Source organism: Alishewanella maricola (assembly GCF_016343785.1).
GTDB classification, from domain to species: Bacteria; Pseudomonadota; Gammaproteobacteria; order Enterobacterales; family Alteromonadaceae; genus Alishewanella; species Alishewanella maricola.
On sequence record NZ_JAEINI020000001.1, the window covers coordinates 683,323 to 701,487 of the forward strand.

The 18,165-nt window shown below is 47.2% G+C and carries 12 protein-coding genes and 1 other RNA gene; 9 read left to right on the top strand and 4 right to left on the bottom strand.

Annotated elements, in window-relative coordinates; genetic code table 11:
* Positions 1-82 precede the first annotated feature (82 nt).
* The 4 genes from serA to ssrS all read right to left on the bottom strand — a co-directional run bounded on the left by serA (position 83) and on the right by ssrS (position 2,987).
* Positions 83-1,309: a phosphoglycerate dehydrogenase gene (gene serA / locus JAO78_RS03345; protein ID WP_226749922.1), complete on the bottom strand. Its 1,227-nt coding sequence runs from the start codon at positions 1,307-1,309 to the stop codon at positions 83-85.
* 83 nt (positions 1,310-1,392) lie between these two features.
* Positions 1,393-2,049, bottom strand: a complete 657-nt coding sequence (gene rpiA / locus JAO78_RS03350; RefSeq protein ID WP_226749923.1) for a ribose-5-phosphate isomerase RpiA — start codon at positions 2,047-2,049, stop codon at positions 1,393-1,395.
* An 88-nt stretch (positions 2,050-2,137) separates the two neighbouring features.
* The gene (locus tag JAO78_RS03355) at positions 2,138-2,737 is read right to left on the bottom strand and encodes a 5-formyltetrahydrofolate cyclo-ligase (protein WP_226749924.1); all 600 of its coding nucleotides are present in this window, start codon (positions 2,735-2,737) and stop codon (positions 2,138-2,140) included.
* Between the two features lie 66 nt (positions 2,738-2,803).
* A non-coding RNA gene (ssrS, locus tag JAO78_RS03360) (6S RNA) lies at positions 2,804-2,987 on the bottom strand.
* Between the two features lie 165 nt (positions 2,988-3,152).
* Between ssrS and JAO78_RS03365 the strand changes: the two genes are divergently transcribed.
* The 9 genes from JAO78_RS03365 to JAO78_RS03405 all read left to right on the top strand — a co-directional run bounded on the left by JAO78_RS03365 (position 3,153) and on the right by JAO78_RS03405 (position 18,030).
* Positions 3,153-3,734, top strand: coding sequence for a UPF0149 family protein (locus JAO78_RS03365; protein WP_226749925.1), 582 nt, complete (start codon positions 3,153-3,155; stop codon positions 3,732-3,734).
* Between the two features lie 81 nt (positions 3,735-3,815).
* Positions 3,816-5,117, top strand: coding sequence for a Xaa-Pro aminopeptidase (gene pepP, locus JAO78_RS03370; RefSeq protein ID WP_226749926.1), 1,302 nt, complete (start codon positions 3,816-3,818; stop codon positions 5,115-5,117).
* A gap of 49 nt (positions 5,118-5,166) precedes the next feature.
* Complete coding sequence (ubiH, locus tag JAO78_RS03375) at positions 5,167-6,408, top strand: 2-octaprenyl-6-methoxyphenyl hydroxylase (protein WP_226749927.1); 1,242 nt, start codon at positions 5,167-5,169, stop codon at positions 6,406-6,408.
* Positions 6,395-7,594 (top strand): FAD-dependent monooxygenase, encoded by a 1,200-nt coding sequence (locus JAO78_RS03380; RefSeq protein ID WP_226749928.1) that lies wholly within the window; start codon positions 6,395-6,397, stop codon positions 7,592-7,594. The genes ubiH and JAO78_RS03380 overlap by 14 nt, the downstream gene beginning before the upstream one ends.
* Before the next feature lie 162 nt (positions 7,595-7,756).
* Positions 7,757-9,613: a DUF885 domain-containing protein gene (locus tag JAO78_RS03385; RefSeq protein WP_226749929.1), complete on the top strand. Its 1,857-nt coding sequence runs from the start codon at positions 7,757-7,759 to the stop codon at positions 9,611-9,613.
* Between the two features lie 130 nt (positions 9,614-9,743).
* A complete protein-coding gene (locus tag JAO78_RS03390) occupies positions 9,744-10,778 on the top strand; it encodes an efflux RND transporter periplasmic adaptor subunit (RefSeq protein ID WP_226749930.1) in 1,035 nt (344 codons plus the stop codon).
* Positions 10,775-13,864 carry an efflux RND transporter permease subunit gene (locus tag JAO78_RS03395; RefSeq protein WP_226749931.1) on the top strand — a complete coding sequence of 1,030 codons (3,090 nt, stop codon included), beginning with the start codon at positions 10,775-10,777 and terminating at the stop codon, positions 13,862-13,864. The genes JAO78_RS03390 and JAO78_RS03395 overlap by 4 nt, the downstream gene beginning before the upstream one ends.
* 358 nt (positions 13,865-14,222) lie before the next feature.
* Positions 14,223-15,962: a PAS domain S-box protein gene (locus tag JAO78_RS03400; protein WP_226749932.1), complete on the top strand. Its 1,740-nt coding sequence runs from the start codon at positions 14,223-14,225 to the stop codon at positions 15,960-15,962.
* Positions 15,963-16,356: 394 nt separating this feature from the next.
* A complete protein-coding gene (locus JAO78_RS03405) occupies positions 16,357-18,030 on the top strand; it encodes a Calx-beta domain-containing protein (RefSeq protein ID WP_226749933.1) in 1,674 nt (557 codons plus the stop codon).
* Positions 18,031-18,165: the final 135 nt, after the last annotated feature.

The window sequence follows — 18,165 nt, forward strand, 5'->3', positions numbered from 1 at the left end:
TTTAGAGCAAACAGGTCATGCTCAACTGATGTGTATTAGACTCAAGGTCATTTTTTAAGCGCATTCACTAGTTGGTGTTCAATTAGTGCAGGATACGGGCTCTTAATGTACCTGGGATCGCTTTTAATTCATTTAACGCCTGTTCACTATCTTCAGAATCAATATCAATTACCACATAACCAATTTCTTGTACGGTCTGTAAGTACTGACCAGAGATATTGATATTATGCCTTGCAAAAGCTTCGTTGATCTTGGTCAGCATACCGGGTTGGTTTTTGTGGATATGCAACAAGCGTGAGCGGCCTTTGTGCTCGGGGAGTGATACTTCAGGGAAGTTAACAGCGGATAGTGTTGAACCATTGTCACTGTATTTAACCAGCTTACCCGCCACTTCAAAGCCAATGTTTTCTTGTGCTTCTTGGGTTGAACCACCGATGTGCGGAGTCAAAATTACATTATCAAATTGACGCAAGGGTGAAACAAACTCTTCGCTGTTGCCTTTGGGTTCGATAGGGAAAACGTCAATGGCGGCGCCGGCCAACCTTTGGCTTTCTAAAGCCGCGGTGAGTGCCAGAATATCGACCACCGTGCCGCGTGAAGCATTGATCAAGATCGCGCCTTGTTTCATTAGCGCCAGTTCTGTTTCACCAATCATGTTTTGAGTTTGTACGGTTTCAGGTACATGCAAACTGATCACATCTGAGGTTTTCAGTAAGGTTTCTAAATCAACTTGTGTTGAGTTACCTAACACTAATTTGCTTTCGATATCATAAAATTGCACGCGCATACCGATATTTTCAGCCATGATGCCTAACTGCGTACCGATATGGCCATAGCCAATAATACCCAAAGTTTTACCGCGGGCTTCAAACGATTGGTCTGCCGTTTTTAACCACTCGCCACGATGCGCAGCGGCGTTACGTTGTGGAATACCACGTAACAGCATAATTAATTGGCCTAATACTAACTCGGCAACCGAACGTGTGTTGGAGAAAGGCGCATTAAACACCGGAATAGCGCGAGTTAACGCGGCATGCAGATCCACTTGGTTAGTACCAATACAAAAACAACCAATCGCCATCAGTTTATTGGCGGCATCTAATACCGGCTCGGTCAGCTGAGTGCGCGAGCGAATACCGATCACATGTGCATCTTTGATTCGCTCAATCAGCTCATCTTCTGGTAACGAAGTCTTCAGATACTCGATATTGGTATAACCATTATCTTTAAAGGTTTGTACGGCACTGTGGTGCAAACCCTCGAGCAGCAGGATTTTAATCTTGTCTTTTGCTAGCGAAAATTTTTCCATGTCACGTCTCTTGTGCTTAATTAAATTAAAAAATGCTGCCTATGATTGTCGTCGTATTGCTGCAGCTTCGGTGCTGCATTTTATTATTTTAAGGTTTGGGTGCCGTTAGCTGTGCCAACAAGCACGATATCGGCATTACGCTGAGCAAAAATACCGTTGGTGACTACACCGACAATATTGTTTAGTTGTTGTTCCAGTTGCAGCGGATCGGTGATGGCTAAGCCGTGTACATCAATGATCTGATTACCGTTATCTGTAATTACGCCTTGGCGTAAAACCGGTTTGCCACCCAATTTGCTTAATTCGCGGCTAACATAGGCGCTGGCCATTGGGATCACTTCAACCGGTAACGGGAAACGGCCCATTACGTCTACTTGCTTGCTGCTATCAACAATACATATAAAGGTATCGGCTACGGCGGCAACAATTTTTTCTCGAGTTAGTGCGGCACCACCACCTTTAATCATATGGCGCTGCGGGTTAATTTCGTCAGCGCCATCGATATACACATTAAAGCTCGCCACGTCATTTAAGTCGAACACCGGAATACCCAGCGCGGTTAATCGTGCTGTGGATTGCTCCGAGCTAGACACAGCGCCAGTGATTTTATGCTTAATCTCGGCTAAGGCATCGATAAAATGATTCACGGTAGAGCCGGTACCGACACCGACAATCGAGTTCTCAGGGATAAAAGCCAGTGCTGAGCGGGCAGCATTTCGTTTCATTTCATCTTGAGTCATTGCTTATCTACTTTATACGTTTAGCCATACAGATGGATATTATATCGGCTGTGTTAAAAAAAGACAGTGTTGCTTTTGCTCTGTCTGCTCAGTCGGCGTTAAAACGCCAAAAATGTGAAGGTGTCGCGATAGCCGCCATGGGCTGATCCCAGGGCGCTATGGGTAATTCAGGCCATTGCTGGCAATTATGCGCTAAACCAATTAATTGCGGTGTGCGCGCTGGCGCAGCGAGATGATTTAACGGCGCAAGCGTACGATCGTAAAAACCACCGCCCATACCCAAGCGTTGGCCACGATCATCGAAAGCGACTAAGGGCGTAAAAATAACATCGAGCTCGGCCACCGGTTTAATGTGTTGGCAATGCCAAGCGGGCTCGGCAATACCGAATTTGTTTGTTCGCATCGGCATTGAAGGCAAGTAATGCTGAAATAACAAATAGCCACTGACAAAAGGATGCAGTACCGGTAAATACAGCTGTTTATTAGCGTTGAGTAAGGCGTTGATTAATGGGCTGGTATTAATTTCGGCATCGTTGCTTAGGTATAAAGCAAAGTGTTGTTGGCACATGATGTCAGGTTGACTAAGGACTTGCTGGCAGAGCGCAAGGGCGGCGCTATGTTGGGTTGCGGCAGAAAGGGCTTGGCGACGCTGTCGCATTTCTGTACGCAATTGCTGACGACTTAACATGTCTTGCTGCAGCCTCGCAAAATCGGAATGGCAAAGACAAACCGCTGAGCCTGAGGCGGTTTGTAAGTGTTCTCCAAGTTGCCGTAACTTATTTAAGCCCTTGAACCCAAGGTTCAAGGCGGAAGGCCAATGGTCACCGTAGGCTTCCCAGTACAAGCCGGGCCTGCACAAAAGCAACGCAAAAGCATCCCTAGGTAAAACAATTATCGGCTCAGGGACGTCAACAAGCACACAAACAACCCAGAGAACGGTTTAAGTATAACATCCGTAACGGCGCTGTCTAAATTATTCGATAAATTGCCGGTTTGTTTGCTGGTTGTTTAGGCAGCTATACGCTGTAAGCCTTTGCAGTATTGGCCAAAACGAGTGGGGGTGTTAGCATAAGTAACTTTGATTTTTTTAGGCGAGGGGTGTTATGCCCGGTTCTTTGATTCACAGCTATGATCGTTGGAGTAAGGCGCTTGAGCAAGCCCATGTGATGGCATCGGCCGCCGAGCTGCATGGTTTAATGAGTGGTTTACTCAGCGGTGGCTTATCTGCGAAATCGGCTGACTTCATAGCCGTGTTATACGATTTTTTAAATGATGGTCAGGCTTTACCCGCAGCGCTAAAAGCCGACGTCCAGCAGTTAATTAGCAATACTGCCATTAGTTTACAAAGCGGTGAATACGATTTTGCACTATTGCTGCCCAACGAAGATGATGCCCTGGTTGAACGGTTAGAAGCCATGGTGGAATGGACACAAGCCTTTTTAGTTGGTTTTGCGGTGCAGCAAACGGATCTGTCTTTAGTGTCAGAAGATGTGCGCGAAGCGGTAGAACAATTGACCGAAGTGACCAAAGTGGATCTTACCACCAGCTCTGATAGCAGTGCTGAAGAAAACGAAGAAGCTTATTACATGGTACTCGAACATATTCGGTTAATGGTGTTCAGTTGCTTTAACGATGTCGGGCAAAAGTTTCAAGATAAAGGCCCCGTAAGTAAAACCCTGCATTAATCTGTTGATGGGCGTTTTAGGCTAAGCGAAAGGTGCGCTTAGGCCAAATACAGCTTGGCAGATGACCCAAACCGAGGCTTTATGTTACCCGAATATTTTCAGCAACGTCGTCAACAACTGCTTGCGCAACTACCCGAGCACAGTGTGGCGATTATCGCCGCGGCTTCAGAGCAAACGCGCAGTCGTGACACCGAGTATCCCTTTCGCCAGCATAGCGATTTTTGGTATTACACTGGCTTTAACGAGCCGGATGCCTTACTGATTTTAAGCAAAGCAACCGATGCTGACACCACCAGTTTACTGCTGTGCCGCGACAAAGATGCTTTCGCTGAAATGTGGCAAGGTCGACGCTTAGGCCCCGCAGCGGCGCTTAAAACACTGGGGCTTCAGGCCTGTAGTCAAACCGAGCAGCAAACACAGCTTACTCAGGCGTTAAATGGTAAAACGGCGGTATATCTTAATTTAGGTGAACACCCAGGCTTAGAGCAGCAAATTAGTGAGATCATGGCGGTGTTGCGTCAGCGTGAAAAGCGTGGCGACAGTGCTCCGACGGCATGGCACGATTTACGACCGCTCATTAGTGAACAACGCTTGGTTAAACAACCGGAAGAGTTGCACATTATGCGGCAAGCGGCACAGATCAGCAGCCAAGCGCATCAGCGTGCGATGCGGTTTTGTCAGGTTGGTGCTTGGGAATATCAGTTGGAAGCGGAGATTTTGCATGAATTTGCCATGCACGGTGCACGTTTCCCCGCGTACAATAGCATCGTTGGCAGTGGCGAAAATGGCTGTATTTTGCACTATGTTGATAATGCCAGTCAGTTGGCAGATAACAGCTTAGTATTGATTGACGCCGGCTGTGAGTGGCAAGGTTATGCTGCCGACATTAGCCGTACCTTTCCGGTTAATGGGCGTTTTACACCTGAGCAAGCAGTCATTTATCAATTGGTGTTAGACGCACAGCTTGCGTGTATTGCTGCCGTGAAACCCGGTTGTACCTTTGCCGATTTAAACTCGTTAGCGGAACAAATCTTAACCACGGGCTTAGTTGCGCTGGGTATATTACAAGGTGAGTTGACTGAACTTATTCAGCAAAAAGCCTGTAAACAATACTTCATGCACGGTATTGGTCATTGGCTAGGTTTAGATGTACATGACGTCGGGGCTTATAAAATCGCGGGGCAAGATCGGCCTTTTGTCGCTGGTATGGTGTTAACCATTGAACCAGGTCTGTATTTTCCTGCCGGATGTGCCGCCGCCGCAAAATGGTGGGGGCTGGCCGTGCGAATTGAAGACAATATTTTGGTAACGGCTGATGGCTACGAGAACCTTACTGCTAGCTGTGTAAAAAGCCTTACCGAGATAGAGCAGTTAATGAAGTGAAGCCTGTTTCATCTGATAAACCGGCTAATTTGCTAGGAAAAGTGCTTGCATGAAAACCATAGAGCCTTCAGCCGCGCCAGAGCAGGCATCCAGCCCGCAGGGCGCAGCAAACTTTGATCTGGTTATTGCTGGTGGCGGTATGGCGGGCTCTATGCTGGCGTTAAGCATAGCTCAGCGTTGCCCTGAACTGTCTATTGCAATAGTGGAGCAGCAAGTGGCCAGTGCACCGCAAGCCAGTTTTGACAGTCGCAGTATTGCTTTGGCTGCAGCCAGTGTTGAACAGCTGCAACAATTAGGTATTTGGGCGGATTTAGCCCGCCACAGCTGCCCTATTTTACAGATCGCCGTATCCGATCGCGGCCATTTTGGTAAAACGTGGTTATCAGCTGCAGAATATCGGTTACCGGCATTAGGCCAAGTTGTCGAAGTGGAACACCTAGGCGTGGTATTAACGGCGAAGTTGTCGTGCTATCCGCAAATTACGCGTTATCAACCCAATCAAATTAGTCAACTGCAAAGCCGTCAAGCGCAGCAACAACTGACTTTACAAGATGGCAGCGCTATTGCTGCTCGTTTACTGGTCATTGCCGAAGGTGGCCAATCGGCTACTCGTCAACTTGCCGGTATTACCCAAAGTGAACAGCCTTATCAGCAAACCGCGATCATTTGTAATGTGGCTATTGCTCAGCGCCATCAGCACAAAGCTTATGAACGTTTTACCGAGCATGGACCTTTAGCTTTGCTGCCGTTAGTGGATAATCGCTATTCAGTCGTTTGGACCGTTAGCCCCGAGCAAGCCGAGCAGTTAATGGCTTTGTCTGAGCCTGATTTTTTGGCAAAATTACAACAAGCCTTTGGCTATCGTGCAGGGCAATTTACTGGCTGTGGTCAGCGAGCATGTTATCCCTTGGTGCTACGACAAAGCCCGCAAGTGGTCGGGCATCGGTTGGCGTTACTTGGTAATAGCTTACACAGCTTGCACCCGATTGCCGGACAGGGCTTTAACTTAGCCTTACGCGACATTGCCTCTTTAAGCGATCTGCTTGCCAGCGGCACTTTAGACGAAGTGGGCACTTACCCGCAGTTACGCCGTTATCAACTGGCGCGACAAGCCGATATGGCGCAAGTGATCCAACTGACTGATGCGCTGGTGCGCAGCTTTTCGAATCGCTCTCGTTTAATTGCCTTGGCGCGCAATGTGGGGTTGTTAGCATTATTACTGAATGATCAGTTAAAACAGCCATTAGCACGGCAAACCATGGGCTATGGAACCTCTTATGCAAAATCTTGATATTACTATCGTCGGTGGCGGCAGTGCGGGGCTTACTTTGGCATTGTTATTGGCGCCCTTAGGTTTACAGATTGCGGTGGTAGAGCAAGGCGCTGCGCCGACATCGGCCGAGTTAAACTATCAGCGCGTCAGTGCGTTAAATCCGGCTTCGATGCGTTTACTCAATCACTTAGGTGTGGCAGACCCTACTATGGCGCAAGCCGCGGCTTACTCGTCGATGGCTGTGTGGGAAGCGGATAGTTTTGGACGTATTGAATTTAGTGCAGATCCACCGCAGTTACCGCAACTCGGTTGGATCTGCGATAACGAAGGGATCCGCCAGCAGTTATATCAGCAGCTACAAACACACAATAATGTGCAGTGTTTCTTTCAAGCAAAGATTAGCCAGTTGGCGCAAACCGAGCGCGAAGTATTAGTGCAGCTCGCCAGCGGTGACATTTTATTAAGTCAGTTACTGGTGGGCGCTGATGGGGTCAATTCTTTTGTACGGCAGCAGCAACAGCTACCGTTAACGCATTGGGATTATCAGCAGCAGGCGATTGTGGCGCGTATTCATTGCCAAGAACCGCATCAAGGCGTGGCGCGACAGGTATTTTTACCCACCGGGCCGCTAGCATTATTACCCTTACCCGATGCACAGCAATGCTCTATTGTTTGGAGTGCCGACACGGCACGGGCAGAGCAGTTACTGGCCTTAGACAATAATGCCTTTAATCAGGCATTATCGGCAGCAAGTCAAAGCGCCTTGGGCTGTTTAACCCTGACGAGCGAGCGGCATGCTTTTCCACTGACGATGCGTTATGCCAGTGAGTGGGTGCGGGGGCGGGTTGTGTTAGTGGCCGATGCTGCGCACAGTATTCACCCTTTGGCGGGCCAAGGTATGAATTTAGGTTTAATGGATGTGGCCGCGTTAGCGCAGATTATTGAAAAGCAACTGCAAAGCGGTAAAGCCTTGGCAGAACCTCGTGCATTACTGGCCTATCAGCGCTGGCGTAAAGCCGAAGCGCAAAGCATGATCGGCACGATGGAAGCCTTTAAACGGGGTTTTAGTAACAAGCAACCGGCACTGAAATTATTACGTGGTGCAGGCTTGTTGTTGGCCGATAAACTACCGGGTTTAAAACAAAAGCTGATGGCGGCTGCGCTGGGTAACAGTGGCGACTTACCCGACATTGCCAAGTATTAAACGGGGCTTTAGGCTGTTTGCCGTCAGGCGCAGCCCTTTGTTATCGCCAGAGCAAGGCTCAGCACCTTTCTCGCAACACTCTGCAACACAAATTCTTTAGACTAACCGGCTTATACGCGTTAGTCTTGAGAGGACATCAGCTCCTCAACAAGGATTTTAACCATGCGTAAGTCTTTAATTGCTATAGGTTTAGCCGCTTTTCTGGCCGGTTGTGGCGAAGCACCAACCACACAAACGAGTCAAACTGTGGACACCGTTGCCGCACAACCACAAATTTCTGAAACTGCACGACTGAATCAGTGGTTTGAAACAAAGTACGAAGAACAGTTACAGCAAAGCCCATTACGTTTGACCATGTTGGGGCGCAAAGACTTATACAACCAAGTCGATGATGTCTCAATCGCAGCAGAAGAGGCGCAATTGGCTTGGTTAGCGGCTACAGTGGCAGAACTGACCAGCAGCTTTGATTACAGCCAACTTGATTTAGAAGCACAAACCTCTTACGACATCTGGGTTTATCAGTACGAACAAGCAAAAAACGGCGTGCAATTTCGCAAGAACACTTATGTATTCAACCAGATGCAAGGTATGCATGCGTTGTTACCACAAATGCTGATTAATTTTCACAAAGTGGATAACAAAGAAGATATGCAGGCCTATGTGTCGCGTATCGAAGGCATCAGCCGAGCGATTATGCAATTACTGGAGCGCACCAAGGCCAATGCTGCAGAGGGTTTTCGGGCGCCTCGTTTTGCCTATGAAGGGATCATTGAGCAAATCGATAATTTGATCACCGGTGCGCCATTGCTCGATGCGCCGCAAGATATCCCATTGTGGAGCGATGCAAAAGCGAAGATCGCCGCACTGACCAGCGCGGATAAACTCAGTGATAAAGAAGCCGAGCAACTGACCAATGATGCCAAAGTGGCGCTGCAGCAGCATTTTTTACCCGCTTATACCGCATTAAAACAATGGTTAGCAGAGGACGTGAGCAACACCGACGAGATTTCGACGGGTGTGGGCAAGCAAGAAAACGGTGTTGCTTATTACGATTACATGCTAAACGTTTCCACTACTACCTCGTTAACCGCTGAGCAAATTCATCAGATTGGCCTAGATGAAGTTGAACGCCTGACGAAAGAGATGATTGCCATTAAAGATCAGGTGGGGTTTGACGGTGATTTAGCGGCCTTTTTCAAATTTATTAAAGCAGACGATCAATTTTACTATCCCAATACCGATGAAGGGCGGGAAGGCTACCTAGCAGACTCACGGCAATATTTGGCTTTTATTGAAGAAAAATTACCTGAGTATTTTGGCATTTTACCCAAGGCAGGATTGATCGTGAAACGGGTAGAGGCATTTCGTGAGCAGCCAGGCGCAGCGCAGCATTATTTTCCTGGCACGCCTGATGGTGCCAGACCGGGCATTTACTACGCGCATTTATCTGATATGCGCGCCATGCCAAAAAACGAAATGGAAGCCATCGCGTATCATGAGGGTAGCCCTGGCCACCATATGCAAATCTCCATTGCACAAGAGCTTACCTCGGTACCGACTTTCCGCACCCAAACCGGTTTTACCGCTTATGTCGAAGGTTGGGCGCTGTATTCAGAATTGTTAGCGAAAGAAATGGGCGCTTATGAAAACCCTTATTCAGATTTTGGCCGTTTAATTACCGAGATATGGCGCGCAGTGCGTTTAGTGGTAGATACCGGTTTACATAGTAAAGGCTGGACTGAGCAGGAGGCTATTGAATACTTCTTAGCAAAAACTCCGATAGCCAACGAAGCGGTGCGATCAGAAGTTCGACGTTATATTGTGTGGCCTGGGCAAGCGACCGCCTATAAAATTGGCATGATCAAAATACTGGAATTACGTAGCCACGCGCAGCAGCAACTGGGTGAGCGTTTCGACATTCGCGCTTTCCATGACACCGTGCTTGGTGGCGGTGCCTTGCCGCTAGCGGTGCTGGAGAAACGCGTCAACAATTGGATTGCTCAAGTCAAAGCGAGCTAAGCCAGTATTACCATACTGACCAGCTATCTCCTCAAAAAGGCTGTTTATCGCGTATAAACAGCCTTTTTTGATCATCACCGTTAAAAAGTGCGTATCGTCTGGGTTAACTTAATTATGCAAAGGACTTCACATGACACTTTTTCGGCTAATTATAGTCAGTTTGGCTATTGTCTTTTTTAGCCCGGCACAGGCACAGCAAGCTAGGGGAGAGCAGGCTACACAAGTCATTGTTCTGCCATTGAGTTTCGAGCAGCAAAGCAGCCGCATCGAAGCGGTGGGTACAGCCGAGGCCGTGCGCTCAGTGGTGATTTATCCTGCTGTTGCCGATAAAGTCACTGCAGTAAATTTTTTACCCGGACAGTTCGTTGAACAGGGTGATGTGTTGCTGCAATTAGACGATCGCCGGCAACAAGTCGCCGTGGATCGTGCCACAATCCAATTAGCGGATGCCGAGCGCACCGTTAACCGTTTACAAGAAAGTCGCCAGCGAGGCGCTATCGCGCAAAGTGATTTAGATGACGCTATTACTAACCGCGACTTATTAAAAGTACAAATGGCCGAAGCCAAAACCAATCTTGAAGATCGAACGGTACGCGCACCCTTTAGCGGCGTAGTAGGGCTTACGGATGTCGAAGCCGGTGATCGCATCACCTTGCAAACTCCGATCACCACTTTAGATAATCGTGAACAATTACTGGTTAATTTTGTGGCGCCAGAAGCCGCCTTACCCATTTTATCGGCTCAGGGTTCAGTGTCTTTACAGCCTTGGTTATCGCAAGGCGAAACGATAGCGGCGGTAATCAGCCAAGTGGATTCACGTATCGATACCGCCAATCGTAGCATTCGTGCCAGAGCCCTGCTTGATAACGCCCAAGACCAGTATCGGCCAGGTATGAGCTTTCGAGTGATTTTAGAGTTGAAGGGTGATAGCTACGCCGTGGTGCCAGAAGCCGCGCTACTGTGGGGAGCAACCAGCGCTTATGTCTGGCTCATGCAAGATAACAAAGCGGAGCGGGTTGATGTACAAATTATGCAGCGACTCAGCGGCCGTTTATTAGTCGCGGGCGCCTTAAACGCCGGTGATATGCTGATCGTTGAAGGCGTGCAGAGCTTACGCAATGGCCAGGCAGTAACCGCTGTTGCTACCGAGGGCAGTGTCTTATGAGCCAGCCGAATATCCAGAACGATTTACCGTCGTTATCGATTCGCCGCCCAGTATTAATAGTGGTGTTAAATCTGCTGATTATCATCGCGGGTTTAGCGGCGTTGAATGCCATTGAAGTACGAGAATTACCCGATGTTGACAGACCAATAGTGTCCGTAACGGCCGCTTACCCAGGCGGTTCGCCAGAAACCGTGGATACCGAAGTCACCAGTAAGCTTGAAGGGGCAGTGGCACGGGTCAGTGGTGTTAAATCTATAAATGCCTCAAGCGAAGAGGGCAGTTCTCGCATTCGGGTTGAGTTTAGACCCGGTACTAATTTAGATGACGCCGCCAATGAAACGCGTGAAGCTGTCAGTCGAGTGCAGCGCGAATTACCGAATGGTGTGGAACGTTTAGCCATTATCAAAGCGGATAATGATGCGGAGTCGGTGGTGAGTTTAGCCGTGTCGAGTAAAACCTTGGATCTGGAAAGCTTAACCGAACGCGTTGAAACGGATTTAGCACCGATGTTTTTAAGTATTCCGGGTGTGGCTGACGTACGCTTAAATGGCGACCGCGAACGCGTGCTGCGCGTTTTACTCGACCCACTGCGTTTAACCAGTTTTAATTTATCGGTTACTGACGTGGCTGCAGCACTGCGCTTAGCGCCTTTTGATGTGCCTGCGGGCAGCATGAAATCCACCGATCAGCAGCTTATTGTGCGCGCAGATGCTACGTCGATTACCGCAGAGCAAATTGCCGATATTATTGTCAGTGGTAACACCCGAATTGGCGATGTGGCCACCGTGTATTTTGGCCCGGCAGATGCAGGCAGTTTAGTTCGGCTAGATGGTAAACCGGTGATTGGGTTAGGGGTGATCCGACAGGCTCGCTCCAATACTATTGAGATCTCAGACGAAGTGTTAGCCATGGTGAAGCAACTGGAAAACCGCTTCCCTGATTTAGAGTTACAAGTGACCTCAGATGATGCCGAGTTTATCCGCAGCTCGGTGAAAGAAGTGTTGACCTCTTTGGTGCTGACCATCTTAATGGTTATTGCCACCTTGTGGCTGTTTATCGGCTCTGGCCGTGCCACCATCGTTCCGGCTTTGTCGATCCCTGTGTCGCTGATCGGGGCTTTAGCAGCCATTTGGTTAATGGGTTTTTCAATTAATATCTTAACCTTGCTTGCACTTGTTTTAGCCACGGGTTTGATTGTGGACGATGCAATAGTGGTAACCGAAAACATTCAGCGGCGTCGAGCTATGGGGTTGGGCGCGCGCGCTGCCGCCGTTATTGGCACGCGTGAAGTGTTCTTTGCTGTGGTGGCCACCACTGCTGTATTAGTGGCGGTGTTTGTGCCTATCGCTTTTTTACCTTCTACCGCTGGTCAGTTATTCCGCGAATTTGGTGGTGTTTTGGCTATCGCAGTGATTATTTCGTCTTTTGTGGCGTTATCACTGGTGCCCGCACTAACTGCGAGGTTGCCCATTAAATCAGGCGGTCAATCGCGTTTAGCGACGTTCGGTAACAAAATTTTGCAGGGTTATCAACGCACCTTACATTTTGCCTTAGATAAGGCATGGTGGGTATTTTTAGCCAGCGTGCTTGCTGCAACAGCCGCACTGAGTGTTGTTAATGTGCTGGATAACGAGCTGCTTCCCACAGAAGATCGCGGTAGCATCCGTGTTTTTGCCCGTGGCCCTGATGGTGTGGGCTTGAATTTTATGGATCGCCAAGCGGATAAAATGGAAGATATTTTGCTGCCTTATGTCAACGGTGGTGATATCGATTCTATTTATACGGTTGTCGGCCAGTGGGATCCTAACCTCACCTTCATTACGGTGCCATTAAAACACTGGGATGAGCGTAAGCGTTCACAACAAGAGATTATTAATGAGATCCGTGGGCCATTGGCTGCGATACCGGGTGCGCCAGCGCGGGCTTTTGGTTCAAACAGTTTGAATTTACGTGGCCAAGGCGGTGGGCTGGAATTGGCTTTAACTGGGCAAAGCTACAGTGAAATCTTTGCTGCAGCCCAAGCGTTTGCCAATGTGATCCAGCAGCAGATCCCCGAACTGGGTATGCCACGAATTTCGTATCAACCGACCCAGCCTCAGCTTAGAGTGAACATTGACCGACGTCGGGCGCAAGAATTAGGTGTGCCGTTATCGGATATCGCCACCACCTTAAGAGTAGCGATTAATGGCGATGACTTAGCCGACTTAAATGTTGGCGATCAAGCTGTACCGATTATCTTGCAAGCGCAAACTTCGAAAATAAATGATCCGTCTGATCTGGCGAATTTATATGTGGGTTCTCGGGATGGTGGCTTAGTGCCGTTATCAAGCTTGGCTTCTATTTCTGAAGAGGGCGTTGCCGCTGAGCTTGAACGCCAAGCGCAGCGTCGTGCTATTGAGCTTGATTTGGAGTTACCACCAGAATTGCCGCTGCAAGAAGCGGTAGCGCAGTTGCGTGAGTTGGCGGAGCAACATTTACCCGATAATATTGGCTTAATCTTTTTGGGTGAAGCACAAACGTTCGAGGAAACGGCCCGCGAAGTCACCATGACCTATGTGCTGGCTTTTGTCATCGTGTTGTTGGTATTAGCCGCGCAGTTTGAAAGTGTGAATAGTGCCGTAGTGGTCATGGCTACGGTTCCCTTTGGTATTGCCGCAGCGTTATTCGCGCTGTTTTTAACCGGCACCTCGATCAACATTTACTCGCAAATAGGCTTGGTGATGCTGATTGGCTTATTAGCGAAAAATGCCATTTTGTTGGTTGAGTTTGCTGATCAGTTGCGTGACCAAGGTCTTAATGTGCGCCAAGCGGTAGAGCGTGCGGCCAGTATTCGCTTACGCCCCATCACCATGACGCTGCTTTCTACTTTATTGGGTGCTTTACCCTTGATTTTATCTACCGGCGCGGGCGCTGAAGCGCGCAACGCCATTGGTTGGGTGGTCTTCGGTGGTTTAGGCATTGCGGTGTTATTCACGCTGTATTTGACACCGGTGTTGTACCTAGCCTTAGCACGTTTTGCCAAACCAAGAGCCGATGAAAACAAGCGCTTGAAAACCGAGCTAGAGAATGCGGAGCAATTTGAGTAACGGATGGGCTTTTACTTGTGCAGCTAAACTGATAAAGCTGCACAGGTTTTGCTTTTTCGCTTGATTACGCTGATAAGGTTAGGTTTTAAACGTTGAATGGTGTCAAAGCAAAAACTTATAGAACAGATGGTATATGAAAAAAAGTGCTGTATTAAGGCAAAATTTAAGGCCTGATGCTATGTCAGTCGGCTATAAAGCCTTGTTGTTATAACTGACTAATTAGCCTAAGCATTATTTTCATCCCCTTTTAATAACAGCTGCTACACTTAACATGTTTAAACTTCTTTGCTCTTGATGAATTGTCTTTTCCACACCTTAAATTTAACTATCGTATTATTTCAGTGCTTAGGATAATCATATGTTTAATTTTACCACCTCAGCTGCAGAACAAGCGTTAAAGCAAGCCATTATTGCAATTGTTACCATTGACGAGAAAAATAATATTACTTTTTATAATGCGGCTGCACAGAAGCTTTGGGGCTATGAACCAAACGAAGTGCTGGGCAAAAACATCAGAATATTAGTCCCGCAAGAACATAAATCAAACCATGATTCTTACGTAAATCATCATCGCACCACAGACCAAAATAAAATTGTGGGTAGCTCGCGAGAAGTCGAGCTAGAAACAAAAGCCGGTAAGCGGATTTGGGTTCAGCTTTCTTTATCACAAGTGATGGTTGGTGGTAAAAAACATTACACCGCTTTTGTCAGAGATGTCAGTGCCGAGCGTGAGGCTCGTCTAACGGTCGAGCAAATACTTGAACAAGCCTTAGACGCTGTTGTGTCAATTGATGAGAACAATAATATTACCTTTTATAATTCTGCTGCTGAAAAGTTGTGGGGATATCAACGTGCTGAAGTTCTTGGGCAAAACGTCAGAATGTTGGTGCCGCAAGCCATTCAATCTAGACATGATGATTTTGTAAACGCTAACCGAAAAACGGGTCAGGATAAAATTGTTGGCACGAGCCGAGAAGTAGAAATTTTTCGTAAAGATGGCAGCACTTTATGGGGAAGCCTATCACTGTCGAGAGTTAAATTAGGCGGCCGCACCTTATACACGGCTTTTTTACGTGATGTAACCGAAGAAGTAGAAAAAAGAGAGATGCAGCGAATGTTGTCTCTTGTCGCAAATGAGACAGATAATGCGGTAATTATCAGTGATGCTGATGGCCTCATTGAATACGTTAACAATGGCTTTGTGCGATTGACTGGTTATACCTTAGCAGAAGTGAAAGGCAAAAAACCTGGAAAGGTTTTGCAAGGTAAAGAAACCAATCCAGAGACTATCAACACCATTAGAAAGCACTTGCGCGAACGCACGCCATTTTACGATGAAGTTTTGAATTATAGAAAAGATGGTAAGCCATACTGGACGTCATTATCGATTAACCCTGTAATCATCGATGGCGTGTTAGTGAATTTTATCGCCGTTCAGGCTGATATTACTAAAGTGAAACAAATGGCGTTAGATTTTACCAACAGACTTAATGCTATTGGTGAAGCGCTTTGCATTATGGAGATTACGCCACAAGGTGAATTGATTGAGGCAAATCATTTACTCACTGACACATTAAAAGGCCTAATGTCAGTGTCAGAATTTGCACCACATGTTTTTAAAGCGTTAAGCCAAGAAGAACAAGCCTCACTTGAAAAAGAAGGTTATGTTTCGAAACTATTTGAAGTAGGTCATGGTAGTAACTTTAAAGCATTTGATGCACGGATGTGTGTATTACGCAGTTTTTCGGGTGAGATAGGGCGTTTGGTCTTTTTTGCTATAGATGTCAGTATCCGCAAAAGAGCTGTTAATGAAACACAAGTTTCTATGGAGAGCTTGGTTAAAACCAGTCAAACCATCAGTAATATTGTTGCTACTATCAATGGTATTTCTGAGCAAACCAATTTATTGGCTTTAAATGCAGCAATTGAAGCGGCTCGTGCTGGTGAGGTAGGGCGTGGTTTCGCCGTTGTTGCCGATGAAGTAAGAAACTTGGCGGGGAACTCAAAAGATTCATCTAATGAAATTAAGGTATTAGTAAAAGATACGGTTCAAAAAATTGAACATGTTGCAAAATTAATCAAGCAAATCGACAGTTAATACCCAACACCCAGCAATATCAGCGCTAATGCAGCTAAATGGCTTTGTAGCGGTAACAAGCTTATAAGGTTTGGTTGTGCCAAGCGCGCTCTGAAGTTGCTGCGTTCAAAACACGATTAACGCCTCTTTGTGATGCGATGAGCTATACTTTATTTTTTAATTATCTGCCGAGATTTCATCATAGCTACGCTCTTGCTTTATCGCTCAAATGGCTGTTGGTCATTGTTTGTTTGATCCGATGCAGTAGGGGTTAGCGTTTTATAAATAGGCTTGAGCCGTCGCCTTGAATAAACGGCATAGTTGTACAAGTTGAGTATGACGCATCTGTTAAGGAGCAGGTTCGCTGAGCGACCACGTTTCCTTCTGTGAATAAACAACTTAGGAAACGTATTTTATGCTAAAGACCCTCAGTTTTTCGCTGTTAGCGCTATCGTCGGTCATGGCTTTTGCCGAGTCTTATCCTGATCGTACACTTGATGTTAATTCGCCACCGCTGTTATTGCAGTCAAACGGCTTTACCTATCCGGCGCTAACGCATTTAGAATCGGAAGCTCTAGTGCATGATGTGGTGTTTTTCTACTCAAACGACATGCTGGATTACTTTCAGAATGATGTTGAGCAGCTGCTTGCTTATGTCGAAGGGGCAGTGAAGATTAATAATGACAGTTTTCGTCGTCAAGATATTCCATTGCGCCGCAGAATTGCGGGGGTGGTGGCGATACCCACAGATTTAGCTTACGACGATAAAGCGGAGCGCGAAGAACGGCTTAATAATTTGCGCAGTGTGTATTTCAACAGAACCTATGATTTTAGTTTTTACTACGATACCTCTTATGTCGTGGCACTTAACCGTTATTACCCGGATATTGTCGCCTCTATTGGTTTGGCTGAAGTCAGCGGTAAATATTCTTGGGTCTCTCCGGTTGGGCTCGGTTTAGCTGACCGTACCTTAGCGCACGAGCTAGGACACAACGATGGTTTTATTCATGATACAGAAAGTTATAATAGTTACACCACGGCTGAGCGCACGCTTTTAGCTGCGCCATTCGCTCGCGGTAGCACCTGTGGTAACTTTGACAGTATTATGAAAAGTGCTAATGGTAATCGCAGCGAAGGGTTTTTTTCATCGCCTTTAGTAAGCAACAGCCAAGGCGTATCCTGTGGGGTAAATGAAGAAGCGGATGCCGCACGAGCTTATAAAGAAGCCATTGTCAGTCTTATTCCTAATCGTCAGCGGCCCTTTGCTAACAATAAACCCGCTAAAGCTGCTTCAGGCACTGTTGCCTTATCTTTGCCAAGTGCGGTTATCAACGAAGGGCAAACGTTAATCGTTGAAGTCAACTGGTCAGGCGCCGCCTTAGGTGATGTTGTGCAGTTAATTACGCGCAAAGCGACTGCCGATCTCACCGATTTTCAGTCTACGCTTAAAAGTGTCTACTTTGATGGCAGCAACACCACAAGCCAAGTGACCGTAGCAACCTTCCAAGATGCGGTGTTTGAGCAGGATGAGGTGTTTGTTGTAGAGTTAATTCACCCTTATGGCGTGAGTATTGCCAGCAATGCCACATCGCAAACCGTGACGATAACCTCAGATGACATGGGTAATCCCGGTGTGATTAACTTTTCACAAAACACGTTGCAATTATCCGAAGGCCAGAATGCCAATTTAACGCTTAATCGTACAAATGGTGCCGACGGTCAAATTAGCGTTACGGTGTTGGCTGAAGCTGGCAGTGCCACTGCTGACGATTTTACCCCAATAAACCGTGAAGTGGTGTTTGCCAATGGTGAGCTGAGTAAAACCATTAATGTTGCTGCCACAGCCGATTTGCTTGCCGAACCTGCTGAAACTTTTACCGTGCGCTTAACGGGCAACAGCCAAGTGATTGGCACCAATAATAGTGTCAGTGTCACTATTAACGCCTCTAGTGCTCCAGCATCGGGGGGCAACGCCGAAAGTAACAGCAGTTCAGGCGGCGGTAGCAGTAACCTGTCGGCACTTTGGTTGTTAGTGTTAGTGGCGCTGCGTCGGCGCTTTGCTAACATCCCTCACGGGGGAAGGGCTTAAAAATGGTATTGTGAAGCCACAACACGTTTTAAAACGGATATGCCGCTATGTTGGGAAATTAAAGTCGTTACGCCAAAGTTTAAGGGCGCTTTCAACGTTTGATGGGTGGCAGATGGTTAGTGAAGCCGTTTAAGT